Source organism: Psychrobacter sp. Pi2-1 (genome assembly GCF_904846645.1).
Classification (GTDB): Bacteria; Pseudomonadota; Gammaproteobacteria; order Pseudomonadales; family Moraxellaceae; genus Psychrobacter.
On the sequence record NZ_CAJHBO010000001.1, the window covers coordinates 56,788 to 82,740 of the forward strand.

The following is a 25,953-nucleotide window of genomic DNA, read 5'->3' on the forward strand; positions in this document are numbered from 1 at the left end:
AGAGTTTTATGCCAACATCTCCCCAGCCACGCCGTGTGCAATTAGACAAGAAGCCTCCAGTCGAAAAGAAAGAACGGCGGGCACTGCTGTGGGATATTCTAAAAAAACTGGCGGTATTTGCTAAACCTTATCGCTTGCTTATTATCGCTACCTTGGCGCTGACGGCCTTAGGCTCCTTTACCGCACAGGTTAATGCATTTGTACTACGTTATACCGTCGATACCTTGACCGAAATTGCTACGCTTGCCGAGCCATGGCAGGCAGGTCTACGTATGCTAGGCATTATTAGTGCGGTATTGCTGACCAAAGAGATACTGTCGATATTCATCTCTTTTGGACAGCGTTTTTTTGGTGAAAAGATTCGTATCAACTTATCTCGCGATTTATCGCAGCGCATCATTGAGCGCATCCTTACCTACCGGATGGCGTTTTATACCAGTAGTGAAAATGACAGTGGTAAATTGCAAACCCGTATCGATTACGGGGTTAGCAGTTTAACCAGTCTCGTGCAAAACTTCTTTATCGACATGCTACCGCTATTTGCCAATGCAATTGTGGCACTTATCATCATGTTTTCGACCAATTTTTGGGTTGGTATGGTCGGTCTTATTATCATACCCATTTACTTCTTTATCAGTCAAAAGCAAGCACGGCGTCTGCAAGGGTTTCGTCGGCAGATGCGTGGGTTTCGAGAAGCAAAAAGCGGTTTGGTGATCTCTTTGATTAATTCGATCAGCGTGGTGAAATCCTTTGTCCGTGAGTCCATCGAGGCTGAGAAGCACTTAGCCATTCAAAAGGAAATGACGGACAATCAACTGCGCATTCGTAGTATTGGCTTTATTTATGATGCCATCAAAACCTTTATCGAACAGATTGGTGTGGTGGTTATCATCCTTCTCACCGCTTATTTTGTGCTAAAAGGTGAGATGACCATTGGCATGATTCTATTTCATGTCATGCTGTTTCAGAACGTCGCCGCCCCTATCCGTCAATTACACCGCATCTACGACCAGATAAATAATGCATTGACCTATGCCGAAGGGTTTTTTGATATTTTAGAAGATGATAAACAAGTCGAAAACATCGACGGTATCAGTAGCGAAAACCTAAAGGGTCATATCGAGCTTAAAAATGTCGATTTTACCTATCCTAACGGTACGCAAGCGCTAAAAAACGTCAGCTTCACTATCAAGCCCAATCGTATCACCGCGTTGGTTGGCCTTTCTGGCGCTGGCAAGAGCACGATTATCAATCTATTAGTCAAGTTTTACGCGCCAGACGCTGGCACGATTTGCCTAGATGGGCATAATTTGGCTGACTGTGACACCCACGAGTTGCGTCAGCGCATCGGCCTAGTACTACAGAGCAATCATATTTTTTCGGGTACGATCAGTGAAAACATCCGTTATGGCGATATGAATGCTAGCGAAGATGACATCATCGTGGCTGCAAAAAAAGCCTCTATCCACGAGCAGATTATAGGGTTAGCTGATGGCTATGAGAGCACTGCTAAGTCCTTATCAGGCGGTCAACAGCAGCGTATTGCGCTGGCAAGGATGTTTTTAAAAGACCCACCTATTGTATTTTTGGACGAGCCGACCGCCAGTCTTGACGCTATCGCCAGTCAACAGGTCAAAAAAAGCCTAGATCTGATCAAAAAAGACCGTACCGTGATTATGGTCTCACACAATATCGCGCAAATCATCGATGCCGATGATCTAGTGGTCATAGAAAATGGCGAAGTGGTTGAGACAGGTACACATGAGGTACTTTATGCCCAACGCGGCAAATATTTTGAGATCTTTAGCGCCATGTCTGATAGCCTAAACTTAGACAAAATCAGCCAGACCCTAAACGGTTAGGAATGGTTAATGCCTGCCTAAATCGTTATAATGCCAATCTTTTACTGCCTATTGCCAGAAGCTAGCCCACTATGACTTGTGAATTTTCTTTAAAAACCTTTGACGAGCTGACCTCAGTTGATCTTTATCATATTTTAAAGGCGCGCTCGCAAGTGTTTGTCGTCGAACAAAACTGTGCTTATCAAGATATGGATGAGGTCGATTTTGATTGCTTACACTTGATTGCTCATCAAAACGCTGCATTGGTCGGATATTGTCGTATCATTCCACCTGAGTTTAATAAGCTAAAATCCAACTTATCAGTAGCTGATCCTGCGATTAAGACCAACCACACTGCAATGCCTGCCATCGGTAGAGTGCTTGTGCTATCGGAGCATAGAGGTGATGGCCTAGCACGGCAAATGATGAATCAGGCTATTGCACAGTGCCGCAAAAAGTATGGTAAAAAGCGTCCGATTATCATCTCGGCACAGGTTTACTTACTGAGTTTTTATGAGTCGTTGGGTTTTGTACCTGAAGGCGAGCACTACCTCGAGGACAATATCGAGCATGTGAAAATGGTGCTATACGTTGCTAAGAAAAACAAAATCAAAAAAGAGAGTACGGATACTGCGTCAACCACGACTAAAGTGTTAAGTTTCCTGCTGTTTATCATGGCCGCTTTGTTTGTTTTAGGTCTGTTGTACTTAATGATTTAGACCGCTTGTAAGGTCTTAATTCTTAACATAATTCAAATTGGTTGTTCCATATTGAGTATGCTACTTTTAAATGATGATTCCTTTAAAAGGATGGCTGAGCCAATCAGCTCAGTCTCAGTCAAGGAAGTAGTACACTCAGGATGAGGAACCAACCATGTCAAATACCAATTCAAATAAAAATGATGCAACGGTAGAGAGCAACATCCGTCCAGAATATGACGATGAAATTCAAAAAATCGCCGATTACGTTCTCAACTATTCAATAGACAGGCAATCCCCAAACCCTACTGATGCGTGGAATACCGCGCGCCACTGTCTGATGGACACGCTTGGCTGCGGTCTATTGGCGCTGCGCTTCCCTGAGTGCACCAAGCACTTGGGGCCTGATTGCCCCGATCAAATAACGCCGCATGGCGCTCGCGTCCCTGGCACCTCCTATAGACTAGACCCCATCAAGGCAGCTTTTGATATTGGCTGTATGGTGCGCTGGCTTGACTATAACGATACGTGGCTTGCCGCCGAATGGGGCCATCCTTCTGATAATCTGGGTGGTATCTTGGCGGTCGCCGACTATATTAGTCAAAAAAATATCAGCCAAGGACAAGCACCACTGACCATGAGAGCAGTGCTTGAAGCCATGATCATGGCGCATGAAATTCAAGGTGTACTGGCACTAGAAAACTCATTCAACCGTGTGGGGCTCGATCATGTGTTCTTGGTCAAGTTAGCATCAACAGCCGTCGTTGCAAAACTTTATCAGCTACCCCGTGAGCGCATGATGGCAGCGATTTCACAAGCCATCGTCGATGGTCAGGCACTGCGCACCTATCGGCATGCATCCAATGCTGGCAGCCGAAAATCATGGGCAGCAGGTGATGCAACCAGTCGTGCGGTACGTCTGGTAGATATAACGGCGCGCGGCGAAATGGGTATCCCTGGCGCATTAACTGCACCGCAGTGGGGATTCTATGATGTGCTATTTAGCCATACCAACAAGGATCTAGCGACAAAGCCTGAAGGCGATCGTCGCTTTAAATTCCAGCGAGATTTTGGTAGCTATGTGATGGAAAATATCTTATTTAAAATAAGCTTTCCTGCTGAGTTTCATGCGCAAACTGCTTGTGAAGCTGCGGTAATTTTGCACCCACATGTGAAAGGTCGAATTGATGATATTGAAAAAATTGTCCTAACCACCCATGATTCAGCGATTCGCATCATCTCAAAAGAAGGCGCGCTTGCCAATCCGGCCGATCGTGACCACTGCTTGCAGTATATGGTGGCTGTGCCGTTGTTGACAGGCGATCTGATGGCAGAGAACTACGAGGATGACTATCACGAACAGCACTTGTCAATCGATGAGCTACGTAGCAAGATGGTTGTAGAAGAAAACGCGCAGTATTCAAAAGACTATCATGACCCAAGTAAGCGCTCTATTGCTAATGCCATTCAAGTATTTTTTACAGATGGCAGCAGTACAGAAAAAGTGGCTGTAGAGTATCCTATTGGCCATAATCGTCGCCGCGCTGAGGGCATCCCTGTACTGGAAGCCAAGTTCCGCGCCAGTCTGGCCACTCGTTTTATCGAAAGTCGCTGTCAGCAGATCATCAAGTTATGCGACGATCAACAAAAACTGGAACAAACACCCGTTAATGAGTTTATGGCGCTGTTTGAAGCGTATTAAATTGATGGCTTACTAGGACGCTAGCGTCAGTCTAACGACTACCAAGGTATTGACTCTCCAGCCCAATCGACAAAACTGCCTGATTGAGCTGCAGTCATCTCTGAGAGCACTTCCAATAAGCATTCCGCGCTATACGCTGGCGAGAACAGATGTCCTTCAGCGACATTGCCTTGAAATGGTGCAGACAACTGAGTATTCACGGTGCCTGGTTGCATAACGACCACACACACATCTTTAAGTGATCTGCTCCATTCGATACTCAGGTTTTTCATCCCCATATTGAGCGCCGCCTTGCTCATTCTATAGCTATACCAGCCGCCTAGCTGATTGTCAGTGATACTACCGACGCGGGCTGATACGGTCGCAAAAACAGCAGGATGGTTGGCGCTGCGATTAGCCTTGGCGAGCAACGGTTTGATGTGTTTGGCTATCAGCAAACTGGCTAGGGCATTGATTTGCATGTTTTGCAAAAAGAACTCCGTCTCCATCTGTCGCAAGGCCTTTTCCGGCTGCGCTGTCTCCGTATGTAGTAATCCCACGCAGTTGATTACCCAATCCATATGACCGACCATCTGTTTGATCGTATCGGCAGCTTTTTTAATACTATCCTCATCACTGACATTCATTGGCAGCCAGTGCAGGTTTTCTGCTTCAATGTTTGGCTCATTTCGATGATAAGTAGCAAATACTTGTGTGCGATGGCTTTGATTAGATTGACTATCCGTTTGATTAGCAGTCGTTTTTTGTATTAGCTGCTGTACCATGGCTTGACCAATGCCGCCTGTTCCACCGATGATAAGATAGGTTTTATTATTCATTTCGTTATTCATATGGCACCTTCCTTTTTTTGATAGGTCTCTTAGATACGCTTTTTGGCACGATTGGGTTTCATTTATTCATTTTGGCTGACTTTATAAGCGTTTACTATGATAAAAATAATACAAGTCATCCTCATTCTATATACGCTACAATAATCTATAACGATTAGAACGCCTGTTTTCGGATTGCTATTTATTATATTGACGCCTTCATACGGATATTATCGCATTATGCTATCACCCCAAGATCAATTGACCGAGCTGGTACGTGCCTTAGAGACCGATCAGCACGTCTTTGCCACTGACCCGTTATTAATCACGGAAAAGCTACAGGGCGAGGACGGTACGCCTATCCAAAAGCTGCATCGACGGGCATCACGTATAGACAGTAACGGGGCGCTTGCGCGTGTACTGGGTAAGATTGACGGCCGTATAAAAGGCATCATGATCGTTATGAGTGTGGTGTGGTGTATCTCGGGATTTTTGGGGTTATTTACGTTATTGCAGTCTAATGTTGTGAACTTCTTTTATGTGTTGGTCTGTCTGCTTGGTTTTCATACCATTATGCTTGGTGGCTGGCTTGTCATGACCCTTATCAATCGAGATCAGCAAGCGCCCAGTTGGTTTGCGAGCTTTGTCAGTCCAAGTTATCTCATACGCGGTAAGGATGATGTGACCAAGGCGGCGGTCGATCTGTATGAACGCCAATTACAGCATAGCGGTATGCGCTGGTATTTGGGGCGGTTTAGTCATCAGTTGTGGCTTGCGACATTGACCGGTATGTTGCTTGCGATTATATTTTTATTAATTGTGCGTCAGTATAGCTTTAGCTGGGAGTCAACCTTACTCTCTGATCAGGCGCTTGTGAGCCTGACTCAGATATTAGGTTGGCTACCTAGTATGGTGGGATTTGGTGTGCCAGACAGTACAGCGATCGCACAGAGCAGGCTTGTCACCGAAGCCATGCCGCTGTCTGTTGCACGGCAATGGGCAGGGTTACTAGTTGGTAGCTTGCTGATGTACGGCATTGTACCGCGAGCGATAGCATGGGCATTTTGTGCATTGATATTCCGCCGCAAAAAAATGCGTTTGGATATCAAACAATCCTATTATCAAAAAATCCTAAATTTTTGGCAGCGGCATGTGGTTGATGCTGATGACTTTACTGAGGCGCCAGCCCCTATCGCACCAAAAGCGACAGTCAGTGCGGGCAAGAAGTTAGTTGTGCTGCTTGAATACCCTGCAGATCAGGATAAATGGTGGCAGTCAGGTCTTAAAAAATCAGCAGGCTTTACATCAGAAAATATTGAGAATTTCGGTATCGTCGATGACCGTGAGGACATGGCACGGCTCAAAAACTATCTAGACGAGCACCCTGTACAAGTCATATTAGGTATCCATAGCAAAGCGCTGCCTGACCGTGGTACGCTACGCAAACTCGATCAAATCGCCGCTCATGCAAAAGATGGTCTTATTGTGCAGCTGCTCAGTGATACCACCCCTTCTGCTGGCTTGACTGACGCTCGTACGGATAATGAACCAGTAGATAAACAAGCAGTACGCTATCAGCAGTGGCAGACAGCGCTCTCTGCGCGAAAAATTGGCTTGGTGGATATCGATTCTTAAATTTTTTGAATATGCTATTTAATAAAAATTATTTTTATAAAAAGGACAAAATAAACCAGTAATATAGAAGATGATTATCTCTTGGATAACAAGGATGTTTTATAGTGGCTAGGAGCCAAATATGTCAACAGACAACACCCTCTTAACATCAGGTGAGTGTGGTCCGATATTGGATGGTTACAAAGAGGCGTTAAACCAAAGTATCTTAACGGCTGCGCCAGAGTCGTGGCAGCCAACGATGGCAAGTATCTTACCTGCTCACTGGCAAGAATGGCTGTTGCCGTTAGCTGGTGGCCCATTTTTCTTATTGTTTTTGGCAGAGTGGTTCTATCAGTCTAAGCGTGGGAAAAATGAAAGCTTTAGCTGGCGCCGTACGATGACCAATTTTAGCTTGGGAGGCTCTTATCTCGGGTTTGAATTGATTGTCCAAGCACTTATTGTGCTGCCTATTTGCTTATGGCTATATCAATACCGACTATTCACTATTGAGGTGACATGGCTGACGGCCATACCCATATTTGTCGCCGTTGAGTTCAGCTATTACTGGTTCCATCGCGCGTCACACCGCATGAATTGGTTTTGGTCAGCGCATGTCGTGCACCATTCAGATGATAAGATGAATCTATCCACCGCGATGCGTCAAAGCCTGCTGTACTCGGTGACAGGTTGGTGGTTGTTCTTTGTTCCATTAATGCTGCTGGGTGTGCATCCTGTCTGGGTATTTTTCTTTTATGCTTTAGATTTAATTTATCAGTTCTTTATCCATACCGAAACCTTTGGGAAATTTCCAAAATGGGTTGAGTATGTCTTTGATACCCCATCCAATCACCGTGCCCATCATGGCACCAATAGTGAATATATTGACCAAAATTATGGCGGTGTCCTCATTGTTTTTGATCGCTGGTTTGGCACTTATGTTGAAGAAGACACTATCAATAATCCAGTCAAATATGGGGCTGTTGGTGAGACCAGTCACGATAATATTATTGGTCTGATATTTGGGGTGTTTTACCGAATGTGGCAGCGATTTTTTCGTGCCAAGGGTATTAAGAAAAAAATTAAGGTACTGCTGCGCCCACCTACGGCAATCTCATAGCGTATCATGAATACATAAAATACAGTTTACGATATGGACACTACGCATCCATAACCAACATGCCACCAGATTTGTTTTACAATAAATGGCTAAAGTTTGATCATCAATAACAATAAGACGCGACTATGAATAATGACAATAAAAAAGAAAATTACGAGCATCACAAGCCTGCAGGTCTTTTTGCAGATAAAGCGTTGCCTAGTGACTCAAATAATAACGCCAATACCTCGCAATCACCAGCCGCTCAGTCGGAAAAGACTCATGATAATCAATCTATATCAACTGAATCAGTACCACCAGCTGCAACCACAAAGGTGACAAAAAAAACCATTGCCAGTGGTGAAGCGCTCAAATTGGCAGTGGTAGGTCACACCAATACTGGTAAGACCTCCATATTGCGCACATTATTGCGTGATGTCTATTTTGGTGAGGTCAAAAACGAAGCGGCGACCACACGTCACGTCGAGCAAGCACAGCTGACAGACAGTCAAACAGGTGAAGTGTTGGTCGCATTATACGACACACCAGGCTTAGAGGACGCATCAGGACTCATGGATTGGCTTGAGGACAATACTGCCAGTCGCCGGGATGGTATTGAACGCTTGCAGCAATTTTTGGCGGCTGATGTCGCTCAAGGTGCAGATAGCGGTGTTCTAGACAGCTATGATTATAGCCAAGAAGCAAAAGTCATTCGTCAGCTACTGGCAAGCGACATGGCCATCTATGTGGTAGACGCTCGTGAGCCAGTATTGGGAAAATATAAAGATGAGCTAGCGATTTTATCTTGGGCTGCGATTCCTGTGATGCCTGTTTTTAATTTTACAGACAGCCAGAATGCCAATATCGACGACTGGCAAACGATGCTGGCAAGACGCAATCTGCATATTTCAACGCGTTTCGATTCGGTCGCGTTTGAGTTTGAAGATGAGATGCGCCTATGGAAAAACCTAGCCACTATGCTCACCCACTCTGAGATGCTTGAGCAGTTGATGCAGCGCCGGACTGAAGATTGGGCGCAGTTGTATGACGAGGCCAATATCATTATTGCTGACTTTTTATTAAATGTCGCTTCTTTTGTACGCGAGATCAATGAAGATGACGACCCGATGCCCGTATTAGAACAAATGCAAGAAGCGGTTAGACAAAGTGAGCGTGCGATGCAGCACAATTTACTTAACCTTTATAAGTTTTATGATAACGCCGTCGCGGCAACCCCGCTTGAGTTACAAGCGTATCAGCAAGATCCATTCGATCCTGAGCTACTCAAGAGCTATGGTATCCGTACCACTTCTGGCGCAGCAGCGGGTGCGCTGTTAGGGTTGGGTATTGATGCAGCAGCCTTAGGTACGACATTGGGTTTGGGTGCAGCGATAGGTGGTATCGCGGGCGGGTTACTATCTAATACCAGTAGTATTGCAGATAGGATCACTGGGGTAAAACGCTTGTATATCGATCCTGCGACGTTGACATTGTTAGCAACGCGAGCGATCGACTTACTCACTGCCCTACGCCATCGCGGCCATGCTGCTACTGATGCCACTCAACTATTATATAAAGGCGAGAAAAGCAGCCTTGAGACATCGTCAAATGATGGCAGTTACCATAATAATAGCAATGACAATACCGATGAAGAGAACCATCCAATTACCGTATGGCCTGCGCATAAATTACCCAACGAGCTAAAAAAAGCTCGCGGCAAACCGCAGTGGTCATCGCTTAGCAGTGGTAAGTCAGAACAGGCGCAGCTGCTGCGTGCAGATATGGCATGGTCGCTGTCGGGCAAATTACAGTCCTACAAGCGTGAGTCTTAATTATTTACTATACATTTATTCTAGCAGCGCGCTTAATGCCTCCGTGCCACGCACGTCTGTTTGCTGCAGATAAATTGGATACAGCGGATATTTGAAAAAGTTCTCTTCAATATCTTGCATCAACTGCTGCTGGCGCTCAGCACGACGCTGCCAAAACTCATCCGACTGAGTCGGTGTTATCAGCTGATTTATGATAATCGCTGCCGGCGTGAGCTTGCTGTCTTCTAGCTGCTCGATAGCTCGTGTAGTCTCAGCCAGCGGCAACACGTCAGCCGTCATGACTAGCACAATCGCTGTTTGTGTACGATCATGCAACAATAGTCCTGCTTGACGAAACAGCTCTTTACGCTTTTCTAGTACGGATACTGCTTGCTCCCAGCGATCAGACTTTTTTGAGGCAAACGGATTGGCGACATCGTTCTTTTGAGCGCCATCCGTTTGACTGCTTTTTTGATTGTGACTGTCCAAATGCGTCGCTACTGAGCGCAGCTTTGCCTGCCGTCGCTGCTGAGCAAGTAATCCATCTGTCCATGCCCCCATCATTTCCGGTAATACCAATAATCGCAAAGTATGACCTGTCGGTGCGGTATCAAAGATGATGTGTTCATACCCAGCATCTGCCGCTTCGACCAAATGCTGACACATGGATTCGAGCATCGCCGCTTCTTGGGCGCCGGGTGCTGATTTTGATAGCCTCAGATGCTCACGAATTTTGGGCATCATGTCTGGATTGGCATAGGATTTAATCGTACGCTCAACTTGAGCAAAATGCTTGTCAACGATCACATCAGGATTTAGCTCAATGGCATCTAGATAAGGTGATATTGCTGTTTTTGCGTTATTAAGCTGTGTATTTAGTACATCGCCCAAGCTGTGTGCTGGATCGGTTGAGACAATCAGCGTCTTTTGCTGCTGGCTTGCGTAATAGCTGGCAAGTGCAGCAGCAGTGGTGGTTTTCCCCACACCGCCCTTACCACCGATAAATATAATCGGTTGTGCTTTTAGCTGTTCTACGAGTACATGCAAAGGATGTAATGCCATATATTTATCTCATTTCTTATATTATTCTTATTTTTTAATCATAAACAGACAATCAGCAGCAGCCAACATGATCAAATGGACATCTATCCATACCCATGCGCGTGTGCCATTCGTGGAAGTTTTCTAAAAACAGCGGCTGTAACTCTAAGGTATAAAAGCTGGCGGGATTATCAATACCCAAGCTCTCAGCAAACATGAGCAACATAAAAAAATCTTCTTCATCACGTGCCGCGCGTGCCATCGTCTGACGATAAGGCGCATGATAAAATTCATTTAATCCATTCTTAAACCGTTGCCACCATGGTTGAGTGTCCTCTAATGGTTGAACGTTTACTATATTATTTGATGTGTTTTCATTTTCCATAATGTGCTCGTATTTTACTTAATTCTTATGATCTATCATGCCTATATGATACAAAAAACGCCAGCAATTGCTGCCAGCGTTTTTGAGTTGATAAATATTTAGTATGGTTTAGCGTCTAAATGTTATCGCTTTTGCCTTTGTGTATCGACCACTCTTTACGCAATACAGACAGACTCTCAAACGTTACTAAGATGGTTGCTATCAAGATAATGATATCCATAATGATAAGCAGCCAATTGCCATCAGTGAAGAAGGTTTTTAGCTGAATGAGTAGTGCGAAAACGGTCATGACCAGCAAGAACGACAATGGTGCTAAAGTGTACCAAACTGGTTTGCCTTTACGTAACAAGATAACCGTTACGATCATTAGTGTTAATGCCGCCATTAACTGGTTAGTCGTACCAAATAGTGGCCAGATAATCATACCACCAGCACCATCAATACCACCGGCACCGAATGCTAATAGCAAGCAGCTGCCGACAGCAAGTAATGTTGCGACCACACTCTTATTGAGGACTGGCAGGTTATAAAACTCACCGAACTCTTGGAAAATATAGCGTTGCAGGCGTACACCAGTATCCATGGTCGTACCTGCAAATAATGCCGCCATGACCGTAAGCATCGTCTGTGATAGTACCATATCGATGCCAACACCTGCGTTTAATATGGTCGCACCACCATCAATAAAGGCACCGATAGAACCGTCGCCAAATTTTTGATAGACCGCTTGCCAATCACCAAGGGTAGCAAAACCTGCGGTTGCCGCTAGAATTGCGCCGAGTGCCAGCATACCTTCGCCTAGCGCACCAAAATAACCAACGAAACGCGCGTCTTCTTCTTTATCAATCTGCTTAGACGTCGTCCCTGTCGCGACCAATCCGTGGAATCCTGATATCGCCCCACAAGCAATCGTCACAAACAACAGCGGCATCAGTGATGGCGTGCCAACTGGCAGTGCTGTGTTTATTGCTGGTGCGACAATATTTGGCGTGCCGATAAAGATGGCTGCGTATAGTAAAATCAAACCAACGAATAGCTGCAAACCATTAATATAATCGCGAGGTTGAAGCAGCATCCATACGGGCAACAACGACGCAATCGCCGCATAGGCGAATAAAATAAGAATCCATACAGCGTTATCAGGTAAGCCCATTACGGTCTCAGGTAACACAATCGGGAACATAGGGCCAAGATAGATCAGCCCATATAAAGCGCTTACCCCGATAATAGATACCCAAACCAAATTCATCTTGTAGCGATAAATACACTGACCGATGATAAAGGCAACCACCAAGGCGCCCCAAACAGGCAGTACAGCGGATGGCGTTTTGATCATCATATTAGCAATAGCAACACCAAACACCGCGTTGACCATCAATAGTAATAAAAAAATCACAACCATCATCAAACTGCGGACACGTGTGCCCATGACCGTACCCGCAATAGAGCCAATCGATTGACCTCTATTGCGCATACTTGCCCAAATGGCCGACATATCATGTACACCAGCCATAAAAATCGTACCGACCACCACCCAAATGATGGCAGGTACCCAGCCCCAAATAACCGCAATTGCGGGACCAATAATCGGTGCAGCGCCTGCCACCGAGGTAAAATGGTGCCCCCATAGTACATATTTATTGGTAGGAACGTAATCGACCCCATCTTTCATCGTATGCGCTGGCGTGGGACGACTGTTATCCAATGCTAAAATTTTGGTAGCAATGAATTTTGAGTAAAACACGTAGCCACAAAGCATAGCAGCAACGCCGAATATCAGTACAATAGCACTATTCATCTTATCTCTCCCTAGACAAGTAGTAGGTAGTCTTATAAGTTCAAGCTTTTTAAATCAAAATATAAAAAATATGCTAAATTAGTGTGCAGCGAGTCATTCATATAACCCGACCCGTCACCGAATAAATTGTAAAAATCATATGTGATGAATATTAGCCAACAAATTTTCATATTGTATAATTATGATGCGTCACTAAATAGCATATGGCGTGGTGAATCTTTGTTTAAAATACTGGTTGAATGGTAACCGATTTCACGACAAATGTAACGCAAGTAAGACATGAAAAACAACAAATAAAGGAAGCATAATGGCACATTATTTTGGATTCGTACCTTCAGATAAATTAAAAGTATTAATCAGCGAGGCCGAACAAGTCGTTGCTTCAAATGAGAATGTAGAGTACTACCCTTATCGCGATGCTCTTACGCATCAGACAGCGCGTGATCTTACTGATAATTTATTGGTTGGTTTGGTAGACATTATTCCGAACCCTGAGCGTCAAGCCTCTATGCGCAAAATTGTTGGAACGATTGAACGCGCGACAGATACTCTGCTCAATATCTTACTGGGTAAAGAAAACAACAAAGACGTGTTACCAAGTTTTCATTTTCTAAGAGATCATGCAACCTTTATTGATAATGAAGGTGTTAAACGTATCGGCTTTAAACTGTCAGAAAAAGATGCCAATACCATCACTGAAGGTTTTGCTGCTATCACGCCTGAACATGTGGATAGAGCCAAATTTAAAACAGCACTCGAAACCATGAACGAAGAAACATTGACCCACTTCATCAGTCGTTATGCTGAGACATTAAAGCTAGGCATGATCAAACGTAAGTCAGTTCCAGTTGCCAAATCGGCAATTGATAAAGGCATGAGTATGGCACTTAATAAGCTATTACCTGACCTACCAAATGACTCATTGAATAGATTGGCCAATTATTACCGTCCATTTATTATAGAAAAGCCAGAATAACCCCAAAAGTTGGATTAATTTTGTCCCAAAAGTCATATGACGTTGGGCAAATTCACTAAAATTTGCTAAAATAAGCGGCACTTTTTACCAAAGGCGCACCCGATGACCCAAATCAGTAACCAAGAAATTGAAAAAACCTTACGCAACTCAGAGTGCCTTATCAGCAGTATCGAAGTAGCTGCTGCTTATGAGCGTTTGGCCGCTCAGCTCAATCTACATTATGCTGGTCTAAACCCAATTGTTATGGTCGTGATGAACGGCGGCTTGATCCCAGCTGGTCAACTACTGACACATCTTACGTTCTACCATCGCATGCACTATATCCATGCGACTCGTTATCGTGATAACGAAGGTACTAACGAGCTTGATTGGAAATTCAAGCCTGATGTTAGTATCGAAGGTGAGCACGTATTGTTGATTGACGACATCTTTGACGAAGGTATTACCCTAAAAGCAGTTGTTGAAGAATTAAGCAAAGAAAAGCCTCTATCACTTGAGTCTTGTGTCTTGCTTAACAAGCAACATGATCGCAAAGTTGCAGATTTTGACGTAGATTTTGTGGGTATTGATGTTGCAGATCGCTATGTTTACGGTTGTGGTATGGATTTCCATGGTTACTTGCGTCACCTGCCAGGTATCTATGCAATCAAAGAAGACAAAGTTTAATTCTAGACTTAATTGATTAAAATAGTTAAGTCCTAAAAAAGCATCCAATTTGGATGCTTTTTTATTGCGCTGACTTATTGCGTCGACAACAACTTGAATGAATCGTTAAAACTGTAATGCCAAACCAGTATGGCGCTCAGTCGGTGTTTGAACCGCTTTTTCTAAAGCGTGTTTGGTACTATATATCGTTACCTGCTTCTTAGCACGAGTCACTGCCGTATAGATAAGCTCTTTGCTCAGCAATCTTGCATGGCTGTTATCGAAAGTAATAGCAACATGATCAAATTCGGATCCTTGTGACTTATGAATAGTCATTGCATATGCCGTGGCTATCACCTCTTCATTTAGCAAATTAACAGCTATCCCTTGTGTCTTATTTTCAAAGAATACCTCTAATTGGCTTCTTTCATCTGATGTTTGTAAGCAGAAACCAATATCCCCATTAAATAGCCCAAGCTCGTAGTTATTTTGTAGCACCATAACAGGACGTCCATGGAACCATGTGTTTTGACCCAATGGTAACTTTAGCTCAGCGAGATGCCATTGAGTAAGATAGTTATTGATATAGTGGTCGCCCCACTCACCATTATGGCCAGCAGTGAGGATTCTAAATTGATTAAATACCTCCATTAACGAAGAGGTAGTATTTTTAACTGATTCTGGCACGGATTTTTCTATTGGATTTTTTAGTAAATTTTTAACTTTATTTACGTATGATTGGTAATTACTGGAGATTCTTAAAATAGTTTTATTTTTGCTTAGGCTATTTTCTATCTTGTTATTTGATACGGACTCTGCTTGTAACGTATTAACATATTGAAAACTCAAAGCAGCGTCTTGCCTTAATAATTGCCAAATAGCTTGAAGATTTGTCTCTGCTTTATTGATTTGCGTGGCCAGTTTACCGATACCTGACTCGGCGCTAAATCGGCGGCTCTCTGTTAGCTCTGCATGTATGGGTTGCAGTAGCGGAATGCGACAGAGATCAGCCAATACTGCTCCTGCATCAACGGCTGCTAACTGATTAGCATCGCCTAATAGTATCAGCCTAGCACCTGGCTTTACCGCGCTCACAAGATAATTGGCCAACTCAACTCCGAGCATAGATGCTTCATCAACGATGATAATATCCTCACCCAGTGGGTTGTTGGCATCGTAGCGCGGTCTACCCGTTCGACCTATGCCTAGTAGACGATGGATGGTTTTTGCCTCTTGCAACTGCAGCTCTACATTTGCGTCGTCTAAAGCCGCCTGCAGAGACTCTTGCATACGTTGGGCCGCCTTACCCGTTGGCGCTGCTAATGCTAGACTAGCACTGTCTGTGCTAAACCTAATATATTCAGACTCATCTCCCCTACTCTCTGTCGCCTGTTGTAACGCAATAACCAATTGAGCCACAGTGTAGGTTTTCCCTGTCCCTGGGCCACCAGTAATGATACTAAATGCATTATTGTTCGCCACATTGATAGCAGCTATCTGTTGGTCATTTAAGTTCTCAGGCATGGTAATGTCTAAAGGCACTATCTGCTGATTCAAAATATGATTGATATGCTGTGCTAAGTTAAATTCTGCTTGCCATGTGCGGTGTAGCCAAAATGTGATTTTCGAACTTTGGGTCTTTTTATTCTTAGCGATGTTATAAATAATTGGTTGATTATCTCTGCTTAGGCTATTTTGATAGTTATTACAATCAGTGTTCGCATTAACATTAGCAAATAAAGCATGCTCATGGATTGAATAAACGAAAGTATTTAAGTCGCTATTTTTCAAGCGATGATATAACGTAGTTATCGCATCAAAACGTTTGATCAACGTCTCTTTTTCATGATTACTCAGTGCTAGCTGCGCCCACAAGTAATCTCGCTGACCAAACAAAGTATCTAGTAATACAAATAGCGATGTCTCCGTTGTAGTGTCATCGTCTAGTTGCGTTTTTATCTGAGTATCAATCAGCGCAAAAATTGGTGTTGCCAGTATCTCTAGTAAGTTCTGCTGCCATGCATATAATGTGACTATTTCCCCATTAATCTGACCTTGCATGGGAGCTTCATGATCGGCTGCATTAATGGTTAATACAGTATGCCCTTCTTCCAAATGAGCCGCTAAAATAACGAATAGAGCCGTAAATAAATCGCTATCTTTTGACTTATCGATTCTTCTATTTTCATCGTTTGTCTTTGCATCTGCCGCGTCATATGCTACATGTGTTTGCTGACGGCGCAGCAAAATATAATCACTGAGATTACTTGCCCAGCTCTCTTGTAAACTAATGGCTGATTTGCTCTTATTGTTATTATTACTCATCGTATATTTATCTCTTATCAATCTGATTAACTGCTATAACAATTTTTATCTACCTAGTTGCTATATAAGGTTTATTAATCCGGCAGGCCAAACAATGCATCTAGACCTTTAATAAAGGCAATGGGAATATCCCAAGTAACCAATCCATAGCAACTATTACTACTCAAGCTATCGTGGTTAGACTGAGCCCTATTTTGCGATGTAGGCATAGTAGCTGTCTGAGCATTCGGGTCATACACACCGCGTAAAAACACATACTCTACAGCGCCTAAGTACTTATCTTCGTTACCCGTATAATCACTGATTCTCATAGCAAGGAACCGATGCAATGCTACCTGATAGATTGCTGCTTGTAGCCAGTACCCCGCTTTAGACATTGCTTTTTTGAGGGTATCTTCATCGTAATCGCTTAGGCTATTTCCTAGAAAGTTACTCTTATAATCGACCACATAATACTTGCCAGCATGCTCGTACACCAAGTCAATCTCACCACGCAAATAACGATACAGATGTGCTTTGTTTTGTGGGACTAGAGTGACGTGTTTATCTGTTTCATCAGGTAAACACTGTTGGAAAAGCTTACTAATATCCTGTGCTTTAAAATTCTCTGACAATCCCATGTTGAACTCTAACTCGGCAAATCGCTTACCTTTATCAAGAGCAATCAAAGGTTGATTAGAAGCTAACAGTGGCGCATGCAGCACCTCTTCAATCCAATTAACTAATGCCTCATGCTTGGTTGTATCTATTGACTCAAGATCAAACCCATCACTATCTCTTTGTTTCTTACCTTGTGATCTGCGGCTCTGCTGCTCAGCACTGCTATATATCAGCGGCAACTGATAGCTATTAATCGCTCTATCAATAACCTGATGCCACTGGGCTTTATTGGTGAAATCGATTTGTTCAAATATCTCATGCAAAAACGTACCGGCATTAGCACCTTTTACAAAGGTAAAGCGGATATCATCTTCTGACTTGAGGCTTATTTCACTGTCTTGTTCGAGAGACTCTTTACTATTCAGTGAAGAAAGGTCTGAAGCTGAAGACTCCGTCATATCAATATCTATCGCATCATCAATACGCTCATCCACTATCGCCATTGCTTGTGTAGATTCATCTAGCTGACGCGCTAAGGCGGTAAAACTGGTCTTGGCCCAGCCATAAAAATAATTGGTTTTCATAACCTCGGCAAAGGGCGCGTACTCAATAGCTTCTGTCGTAGGCTTATGAGCATTTGACTTGGTAGCAGCCATATGAACTTTGTCATTTATACCTGCTGAGCTAGCACCATTGCTTGCGTAATTATTGTCATAGAACTCATTAACCTTATGCCCTCTGAGCATGCCTACAATGCCTTTGAGCCTATCAGGTAGCTCGAACTTTGCTTCTGACGATTCAAACCAATAAAACACTGGCTTTAGCTCAAACCCTGTCTTGTTACTCGGATCTCGCAGCACCACATAAAGCTGCTCACTGGCCCGAGTAAATGCCACATAACCAAGCCGCCTTATCTCATCAAAACCTTCTTGTGTTTCGATATCAGTATAGTAATCCTCAACCGTGGCAGAGCCTTGCAGTGGTGAGAAGCGGCGCTGATTTCCCGTCGATTGACTGTCTATCGGCTGCCGCACTAGCGCTGAGGGCGCTTGTTGCGCGTTGTATAAATACAGCCCATAGTCTTCTTTATTACCAGACTTCCTACTGGCATCACCCATTCCCAATACATAGACAATAGGGAATTCAAGCCCTTTTGACTTATGAATGGTCATCAGTTGCACGCCAGACTCTGTCGGTAGCGGATATTGCTTAGCCCAATCACTATTAGGCGCTTTATCTATCTGCTGCCTGAACCACGCCAGCAACTCATACTCACCCATACCTAGACCATACTGCGCCAAGATGTCCATCACATGACGCAAGTCCATGATATGACGGTCACCTTCTGGATGAGCAGCTAGGGCCTGCCAAACGCCTTGCGGCTGCACGGGACTTTTATCTAATAAATAATGTAGCGCCGATAATATGCCAAAGTGCTGCCAACGCTGGGCACCTTCTTTTAGATAGGTAATAAAGTCTTGATAGCTTTTTTTAGTATCAGTAGCTTCATTAGTTGAGAGATTTTTCGAACTAGAATGGTTTGCATGGGCGCTTGGCTTACTACTACCCTCGGTAATTCCTGACTCATGATCCGTCATCATGGCTTTAATGTTTTTGATACTTAGTCCATATAGATGGCTGGTCAATACCCGATTAATCATGTCATGACGATACGGATATAGCATAGCACTCAGTAGCGCCGCTACATCTTCTGCCATGATAGTCTCAAATATGCTGACATCACTGGTGGTCAAGGTCGGCACATTGAGTTTTACTAGCTCGTCTTCGACTCTTTTCAGATCTTTTTTGGCACGTGCTAGCACCCCAATATCACTCGGCTGAATCGGCTTACCTTTAAGTGTCTGACCACTATTAAGCAAAGTGGCTATATGGCGAGCTGTTATTTCATACTCATCATAATCAAACTCTTTGTCCTTATCATAAGGCAGGTGCAATAAGCTCACTGGCTGAGCAGAAAGCACCTCTGTCACCAGCACATCATCCAGACTATTTGACTCATTAAACCAAGACAGCTCATATTCTGGTTTTGCCGCTTTGATATGTTGGTAATGAATACCGGTTCCTAGTTGCGACAGCTTATTCTCAGCAGTTGTGGCATCAGCCATACCAAACCAGCAGTTCAATGCGTTAATCACACCCGCATTAGAACGGCGATTGATATCAAGCGTCCAAAGGGCGCTTTTATCAAACTGGGCTTTCATGTAGTTGTAGTTGGCTACATCGCCACCACGAAACCCATAAATAGCCTGTTTGGGATCACCAACCAATAGCAGAAACTCATGATTGGTTTTGTCAGTGGTTGATTGCTTGTCACTGTCCGACTGTTTACGCTTATTCTTTGGCAAATAAATGCTTTCAATCATAATGGCTTGCTCGCCATTGATATCTTGCGACTCGTCAATCAATGCCACAGGATAGTGATGACGAATATAACGCGCCAGCTTATCTCCTTGGCGACCAGTTAATGCTTGGTTTAAGCGTACCATCTGCAAACTAAAGGTCGTCTCGCCACGCTCTTCCAAAATAACTGGCAGTCTATTACGCACAGCCAGCACAATATGACGGTTAAGATTGGCCAATACCAACAAAATATGCTGATTTAAACTATCAAGCATGTCTAAGATAGCCATTAACTTACTAATAGTCTCTAACTCAAAAAGTGTCTGATGCTCTTTTTCTTTATTCTTATTAAAGTTCTTAATTTTACCATCTTCATCGGGATATCTAGAATCCTGCAATGATGTCAGAATCTTATTCTCGCTTTCATTTAAATAGCTATTAAATGTCAGCTGATACTGCGATATCTTTTGATGCACCTCGATAATGGCATCAAACTGTTTGGTTAAATTAGAACCTCCACGGAATCCTTGAGACTTTCTATAATCAGGATTTAAATAAGGCTGGATATCTACTAAATCTAACTGAGAAAACTCATTAATTAGTTTTTCGTATGCATCAAAGTCAAAGCCTTTCTCAATTCTTATCTCATCAATCGGCGCAGAGATAAAATTAAGCGAGCGAGTCACATACTTTTTATGATCGCCTACTGCAGACAGCTTACCTTGCTGATCCATTAGCGCGTAAAGTTTAGGCTGCTTATAGTATAAGCGGCTCTGAAACTGACGCAGCTCATCATGGATAATACTATCAGTCACCTGCTCAATACTGTTGTCTTCAATAATGCCCATGCCCTGCTGGTGACCAGTTTCGCTACTGTACTCAGTCAACCATTTTTGCGCCAAGCTATCGAGCGTACCTACAAATAGCTTATCCAAGGTGGTTAGTACCAATGCAGTGCGCCTGATAGCTTCCGCCATGGGGTAACTGTACACGTGATCTAGCAAATAGCCGACGAGATGCAAGTTAATAGGATCTTGCATAATGCCATCTAAGCGCACATATTTGGCCTGATTAACCAACCAATCTTCGCGGTCTTTTTTTGCTTGTTTACGTTGCTCAGCCGCCGCTTGCTTATCAGCAGCAAGGTCTTGATTTAAATCGTCAATGCCTGTCTCAACGTTTGCGTCTACGTCTGAATTACTGCCTGCTTGTGCGTCTTTATTACCCTCAGGCATAACTTGCAGTATGTTGGGATAGAGACTCTCTTTATTGCCAGTATCAGCACTTAGGCTATTGACCCACTGTAATAGCTGATAAAAATCTACCAAACGATCATGGATACGCTGACGCATTTCGGCAGCGGCAGCTCGAGTAAAGGTCGTGGCAATGATCTGCTCTGGCGCACGTCGCGCTTCGATCAGTAGGCGTAGTACAATACCGGTCAACGTCCAAGTTTTGCCCGTGCCCGCTGAGGCTTCGATTAGGTGCTTGCCCGTTAGATCAACATCAACTGCCGGTATGACATCATTTTTACGTTCAGGCACAGCAGATAAAGTCAGTTCATCTGAATATTCATCAAATAAATTCGGCTGTGTAGACGAGTCAATGGTATTGGTTGGATCGGTAAAGTCTGTCATATAGGCGCATACTTTTAATTATTATTTATTAGAACAAAATAGCAAAAACTAATTAGAGGCTGCTATAGATAATGGGCTAACTATCTAAGTTAGTTAACGCGTTAAACATCGGCTCATACAGTGGCTGGGCTAATGTAGTCAACGCTGATGATAACGCCTTAAACGCATCTTGGTCACGTAGCACGTACTGCCAAATAGCATGCTGCGAGCAAGTATCGTATACCGTGTCTGAGTTATAGTTAGGTCTTAACCAGTCGGAGAAGTCGGCCCGTTTTGGCCAGTAGCTACTACCGTCACTTTCTTCAGGCTTTAGATACTTATCAAGGTAGTTAAGTGCATATTCTGGTAATAAAGTAATGGGTACTTGACCCGTTAACTTGCCAAAAACTGCCCATTTTATCAGCTCAATGACTGCATCTTCATATACAATCGGGCTTAGTTTAAAGGCGATGACTTTGTCATACTTTTTGACTTGTGAGCTAGGCTTATTAAAACGCCAAATACTTACGCCATCATTTGAGGCTACTTGCTCGGTAGTGGTACGTCTAGCCACTTGCCAATATAAATGTGACAACCAAAACTTGAGTAAATGCCTAGGACTGGCAGAATTGGGCAGTATATTTAACCACTGCTTGGGTGATTGCTGAGCATAAGGCACGCTCGCCTGAGTAACTGATATGGGTGCCAATATTGGTACTGAGCCTTTGATCTTAATGATTTTTGGCAACAGCTTAAGCAGTGTTTTCATACCGTCTATATTCGTCTGGTGCTTTGACTCGTTGTCAGTGCTACTAAGTATATTTTTTAGCTCTATTTGAACGGGATGCTCGGCAGTTGGCGTCAGTAGCTGTAATACACTGCTACTATCTGCCTTACTCTCGTTGATAATACTGCTTTCATCAAAGCCATTAGCCGTTAACTGCTCTTTGAACTCTAGACATTGCTGTTGCAGTTTCTTCTGTTGATTGGGTAGCGTGGTTTGGCGAGCAACACCAGCGGGCATAATTTTTTGATACATCAGAATTGGAGTGGTAGTTTTATCCGCTGCATCACTATCATTCTTCTTATTCTCATCAGTAACCAATTGTTTAATCAAATGATCTTTGATTTGATAGGTAGTTAAACTGTCTAAGAATAGCGGCTCTTGCTGCGACAATGCTTCTTCACCTTGTACCACATGCACCTTTTGAGACCGTAAGAATGCTTTGGCAGGATGGCGCACTTGGTAAGCCAATGCCCCTTCAATATCTATCTCTCCTATGTTAAATATGCTATCGGACAACACTTGGATGAGCACCTCTGTCATGCCACTGACATCGCTAGGAGCATCAACAACTGTGTCGAACCCCAACAATTCAGCCAATGCAGACAAGGTTTGATTGTCTACTTGACCTAGCTGACCCAAGCCTTGACCCAACACCTGAGCGATTGACTCATACTGCGCCTTCGTGGGTAAGCCTACCAACTCTTTATGCTCACTAGATATTCGGCCTTTTAATGTGTCAAACACCGCTTGCCAAAGCGGTGCAGGCGGAAACTGCTTTTTCTGAGCCAGTTTGGTTTTGCGCATGGCTGTATTTAATAAAGTATCCAGCTCATCAATCATATCGACAGGCCTGGTATCCTGAGCATTGATATTAATATTGGCATTAACGTTGGCATTAGCATTGTCACCAATATCAGGAGATGCTTGCTCGGAAACATCAGTGCCTTCAATTTCTGTCTCAAACAGACTCTCATGGAAAGGAAGTGCAGGATGCTCAGTCACTAGCCACTGCTTAATCAACTTAGGCAAATAGCGCTTGAGGCTTTCGGTGGTGGGATCAATATTCTCAGGTAATGTTTCAAGCGAGTTCACCTGCCATTGCACCTCGCCTTGTAGGAATTGCAATAGCTCGCTCACTGGATTGGCAGGCAGATGCTCATGAGTGTCCGTCAAGCTTTGACCATTGTAGAACATCCAGCAAGCACTGCGCGCGCACAGTAGCGCATCTAAAAATGCGCCGTTGTCATCATCTTCACTGACTCTGTCACCACGGCGTGCATTGGTCGCTTTCATCAAATCATAGCGATTATCACGATCACGCCCAGGAAACTCAGAGAGATCCATATTGAGCATCACCACCAACTCAAACGGCACGTTTCTTAATGCACCGAATCGACCAAAGGTAATCACACCTGTCGGCTCGGCACTGACCTGCTGACTTTCAAGCTCTGCTTCAATACTGTCTAGCATAAAGCTCAGCTTAAGCGGCAACTGCTCCACACCTGCCAGCCTCTGCTCTACTTCTCTGTTGTCGACATCACCACTAGCGTACTGCCTATAGTGACGATTGGCTCGCAGACTTGATTTAAAGCCATTCATCGCGTTGTAGATGGCGCGCATGGTACGCGTTTGATCCACATCGCCAAAGTAGCGATGGATAACTTGTGTCTCAATCTGATCGAGCCAATCTTCCGCTTTCATTTTTTGTGTATGATCATCACGTCGTGCAACCAAACCAGTATAAATACGGCAAAGCGCTTCAACAATCAACGCATCATTTAGGCTCACTTGTGGTAACGGCAAGGTCATTTCTGGTAAAGCTGTACTTGGCCATTCATCGTCATTTAGATCATATAAGCAGTCGCTCAACTCAGCCTCTGGCATGACCAGACCTAAAGTTAATCTGTCTAATGCCTGTGCAAAGCTGAAGCGATAGTCGTAGTCATTACTGTCTAAAGTTTGCTTAAGATGCAGCTCGTCAAAACCGCGAATAAAGCCCGCCTCTACCAACAAATCACAGCCACGGCTCATCTGCTCATGAGTCAGTCCAAAGCTTTCAAACAAGGGCGGTAACATCAACCAGTCTAAGACTTCAGCTGCTTCAAAACGGGCACTATGGCTACCCAATAGTTTGTAAAAACCGATAATCGCTTCCCATAACTGGCGAATATCGGCGTCAACAACACCAGTCACTTTAGCAGGCAAAGTCAAGCCGTCTTGACCCTTACCATTGACGAAGATAGACCCAATCAATGCATGATGACGTTCAACATCAGGTAGCAGCACAACGATGTCGGAGATATGGCGTTTCTTTTCACCTAGTTTGATAGGTTCATTTAGCCAACGACCAATCATAATACGTAATACTTCAAGCTGACGCTGCAAACTATGACACGAATGAATGTTTAGGCTATTATCTTGGGAAGAGATTGCCCAAAAACGGTCTTTCTCAAAACGCTTATTCTCTAACGCTTCATCTTCATACCAAGCCGTTGCTGGCTTAGCTTCATCAAAGCTTGACTCTATCTGCTTACTTACTGCTTGTGAGACTGTAGCAGCCGTTGCTTGCTGAGTAGATTGCTCATCAAGCATCAACACATCATTTTGCAAACGTTTTAATAAGCTCAGGTTACCTTGCGTATCTTGAGTACTGACAGCGTCTTCAGCAGGAACGACACTTTCATACATGCCTTGAACGAGCGCATCATCTACACCATTATCAAAGTTATCTTGCCATTCGACTAGCGCATCGTCGTATTGCTCATTACCTGATAAATTGGCAAGCATGGCAAACGCATCGCGCGACTGCTTGCCCAAACGCGATAGCAAACTGTGACCGTAATCACGCAAAAACACACTCTCAGGGTTGATAATCTGCTGGCGTTGTAACCATGATTTATCAACGATATCTGCCCAAAACAGCTTTGATGGATTGTAATGTAATAGCGTGATATTCATGTATTGTGACAAGCGCTGTAGAAAATCAAGCTCGGTCTGTGGCAGTTGCTGGATGGTAAAAATACGCAGTATGGTTGGCAACTGAGCACGTTCGTTCGCCTTATTACCTTTTAAAGCTGACCAAAACGCACGCTCTAGTGCCACACGGTGTAGATGAACATCAGCAAACAAATGCGACCACAAGAATCGTTGGGCGATTTCTAACTCAACATAATGCTCAACCAACCACTCAGGCGTGCCGCGCGCATACTTATCAAAACGCAGGGATAAGGCGTCTTTATCTGCTATCAACTCACGTACGCTCAACGGCTTATTTTGCGACCATAATGCCAACCAATCCTCACGGTGAGTCAAATAGCGGTTAAACACCCTAGCCAAATCGCTTGCCAGCTGCCAAATACGAGCATCTTGTTGCGCCTTATCCTGTTGTAAGCTGTCTTGTTGAGCATTGGCCTGTGGGTCATCAATCAAAGATGCTAGCAACGGATGAACTGGATGCTTTTCATCTGCAACGATTGTCTCTTGATAATAAGTCAAATAACCAAACAATCGCCACTGCATTACTGTCGGTGATAACACTGCCACTTCGGGTACATTTAGAGTTGTCGCTTCAGGGTTTCGCGACAGTAAGTACGTATTATGGCGGGTCAATACATCTTGCATCAGTGTCCATTGATACTGACCCCAAAATTTAGTACGTACCAAGGTACTAATACCAGCACGGCTAGCAATAGTTTTATCCAACCAATCGCCCAATACCATTGACGGTACAATGACGATGAAGGGTTCAAAAACCGGCTGATCCTTGGACTGGTATTGTACAAGCAATTGATCAACGAGGTTTTCGGTACGGTGCGACTGAATAATAGTGAACATAGACAATAATCTGA

General features: G+C 43.9%; 15 protein-coding genes. 8 read left to right on the top strand and 7 right to left on the bottom strand.

Annotated elements, in window-relative coordinates; translation table 11 throughout:
• The first annotated feature begins 8 nt into the window (after window positions 1–8).
• The 3 genes from JMX91_RS00170 (at window position 9) to JMX91_RS00180 (ending at window position 4,241) form a co-directional block, all read left to right on the top strand.
• The gene (locus JMX91_RS00170) at window positions 9–1,862 is read left to right on the top strand and encodes an ABC transporter ATP-binding protein (RefSeq protein WP_227679172.1); all 1,854 of its coding nucleotides are present in this window, start codon (window positions 9–11) and stop codon (window positions 1,860–1,862) included.
• Between the two features lie 71 nt (window positions 1,863–1,933).
• The gene (locus JMX91_RS00175; RefSeq protein ID WP_057760177.1) at window positions 1,934–2,560 is read left to right on the top strand and encodes a GNAT family N-acetyltransferase; all 627 of its coding nucleotides are present in this window, start codon (window positions 1,934–1,936) and stop codon (window positions 2,558–2,560) included.
• A 154-nt stretch (window positions 2,561–2,714) separates the two neighbouring features.
• Window positions 2,715–4,241 carry a bifunctional 2-methylcitrate dehydratase/aconitate hydratase gene (locus JMX91_RS00180; protein ID WP_201547086.1) on the top strand — a complete coding sequence of 509 codons (1,527 nt, stop codon included), beginning with the start codon at window positions 2,715–2,717 and terminating at the stop codon, window positions 4,239–4,241.
• A 38-nt stretch (window positions 4,242–4,279) separates the two neighbouring features.
• On the opposite strand, the gene JMX91_RS00185 is transcribed toward JMX91_RS00180, so the two are convergent.
• Window positions 4,280–5,071, bottom strand: coding sequence for an SDR family oxidoreductase (locus JMX91_RS00185; protein ID WP_265089140.1), 792 nt, complete (start codon window positions 5,069–5,071; stop codon window positions 4,280–4,282).
• 219 nt (window positions 5,072–5,290) lie between these two features.
• Between JMX91_RS00185 and JMX91_RS00190 the strand changes: the two genes are divergently transcribed.
• The 3 genes from JMX91_RS00190 (at window position 5,291) to JMX91_RS00200 (ending at window position 9,592) form a co-directional block, all read left to right on the top strand.
• The gene (locus JMX91_RS00190; RefSeq protein WP_201547087.1) at window positions 5,291–6,685 is read left to right on the top strand and encodes a DUF2868 domain-containing protein; all 1,395 of its coding nucleotides are present in this window, start codon (window positions 5,291–5,293) and stop codon (window positions 6,683–6,685) included.
• Window positions 6,686–6,806: 121 nt separating this feature from the next.
• Entirely contained in the window at window positions 6,807–7,781 is a 975-nt protein-coding gene (locus tag JMX91_RS00195) for a sterol desaturase family protein (protein ID WP_201547088.1), read from the top strand.
• A gap of 125 nt (window positions 7,782–7,906) precedes the next feature.
• A complete protein-coding gene (locus JMX91_RS00200; RefSeq protein WP_201547089.1) occupies window positions 7,907–9,592 on the top strand; it encodes a DUF3482 domain-containing protein in 1,686 nt (561 codons plus the stop codon).
• A 15-nt stretch (window positions 9,593–9,607) separates the two neighbouring features.
• On the opposite strand, the gene JMX91_RS00205 is transcribed toward JMX91_RS00200, so the two are convergent.
• The 3 genes from JMX91_RS00205 to JMX91_RS00215 all read right to left on the bottom strand — a co-directional run bounded on the left by JMX91_RS00205 (window position 9,608) and on the right by JMX91_RS00215 (window position 12,795).
• Window positions 9,608–10,633: an ArsA family ATPase gene (locus tag JMX91_RS00205; RefSeq protein WP_201547090.1), complete on the bottom strand. Its 1,026-nt coding sequence runs from the start codon at window positions 10,631–10,633 to the stop codon at window positions 9,608–9,610.
• A gap of 52 nt (window positions 10,634–10,685) precedes the next feature.
• A complete protein-coding gene (locus tag JMX91_RS00210) occupies window positions 10,686–10,997 on the bottom strand; it encodes a cory-CC-star protein (RefSeq protein WP_201547091.1) in 312 nt (103 codons plus the stop codon).
• Window positions 10,998–11,112: 115 nt separating this feature from the next.
• A complete protein-coding gene (locus tag JMX91_RS00215) occupies window positions 11,113–12,795 on the bottom strand; it encodes a carbon starvation protein A (RefSeq protein WP_201547092.1) in 1,683 nt (560 codons plus the stop codon).
• 307 nt (window positions 12,796–13,102) lie between these two features.
• On the opposite strand from JMX91_RS00215, the gene JMX91_RS00220 reads away from it, so the two are divergent.
• Both JMX91_RS00220 and JMX91_RS00225 read left to right on the top strand, forming a co-directional pair.
• Complete coding sequence (locus tag JMX91_RS00220) at window positions 13,103–13,771, top strand: hypothetical protein (RefSeq protein ID WP_201547094.1); 669 nt, start codon at window positions 13,103–13,105, stop codon at window positions 13,769–13,771.
• Window positions 13,772–13,873: 102 nt separating this feature from the next.
• Window positions 13,874–14,437, top strand: coding sequence for a hypoxanthine-guanine phosphoribosyltransferase (locus JMX91_RS00225; protein WP_057760160.1), 564 nt, complete (start codon window positions 13,874–13,876; stop codon window positions 14,435–14,437).
• Between the two features lie 105 nt (window positions 14,438–14,542).
• Here JMX91_RS00225 and recD read toward each other — a convergent pair whose 3' ends face one another.
• The 3 genes from recD to JMX91_RS00240 all read right to left on the bottom strand — a co-directional run bounded on the left by recD (window position 14,543) and on the right by JMX91_RS00240 (window position 25,939).
• Window positions 14,543–16,741 carry an exodeoxyribonuclease V subunit alpha gene (gene recD, locus JMX91_RS00230; protein WP_201547095.1) on the bottom strand — a complete coding sequence of 733 codons (2,199 nt, stop codon included), beginning with the start codon at window positions 16,739–16,741 and terminating at the stop codon, window positions 14,543–14,545.
• A 74-nt stretch (window positions 16,742–16,815) separates the two neighbouring features.
• Window positions 16,816–21,339 carry a UvrD-helicase domain-containing protein gene (locus JMX91_RS00235; RefSeq protein ID WP_201547096.1) on the bottom strand — a complete coding sequence of 1,508 codons (4,524 nt, stop codon included), beginning with the start codon at window positions 21,337–21,339 and terminating at the stop codon, window positions 16,816–16,818.
• A 76-nt stretch (window positions 21,340–21,415) separates the two neighbouring features.
• Window positions 21,416–25,939 carry an exodeoxyribonuclease V subunit gamma gene (locus JMX91_RS00240; protein WP_201547097.1) on the bottom strand — a complete coding sequence of 1,508 codons (4,524 nt, stop codon included), beginning with the start codon at window positions 25,937–25,939 and terminating at the stop codon, window positions 21,416–21,418.
• Between the last annotated feature and the right edge of the window lie 14 nt (window positions 25,940–25,953).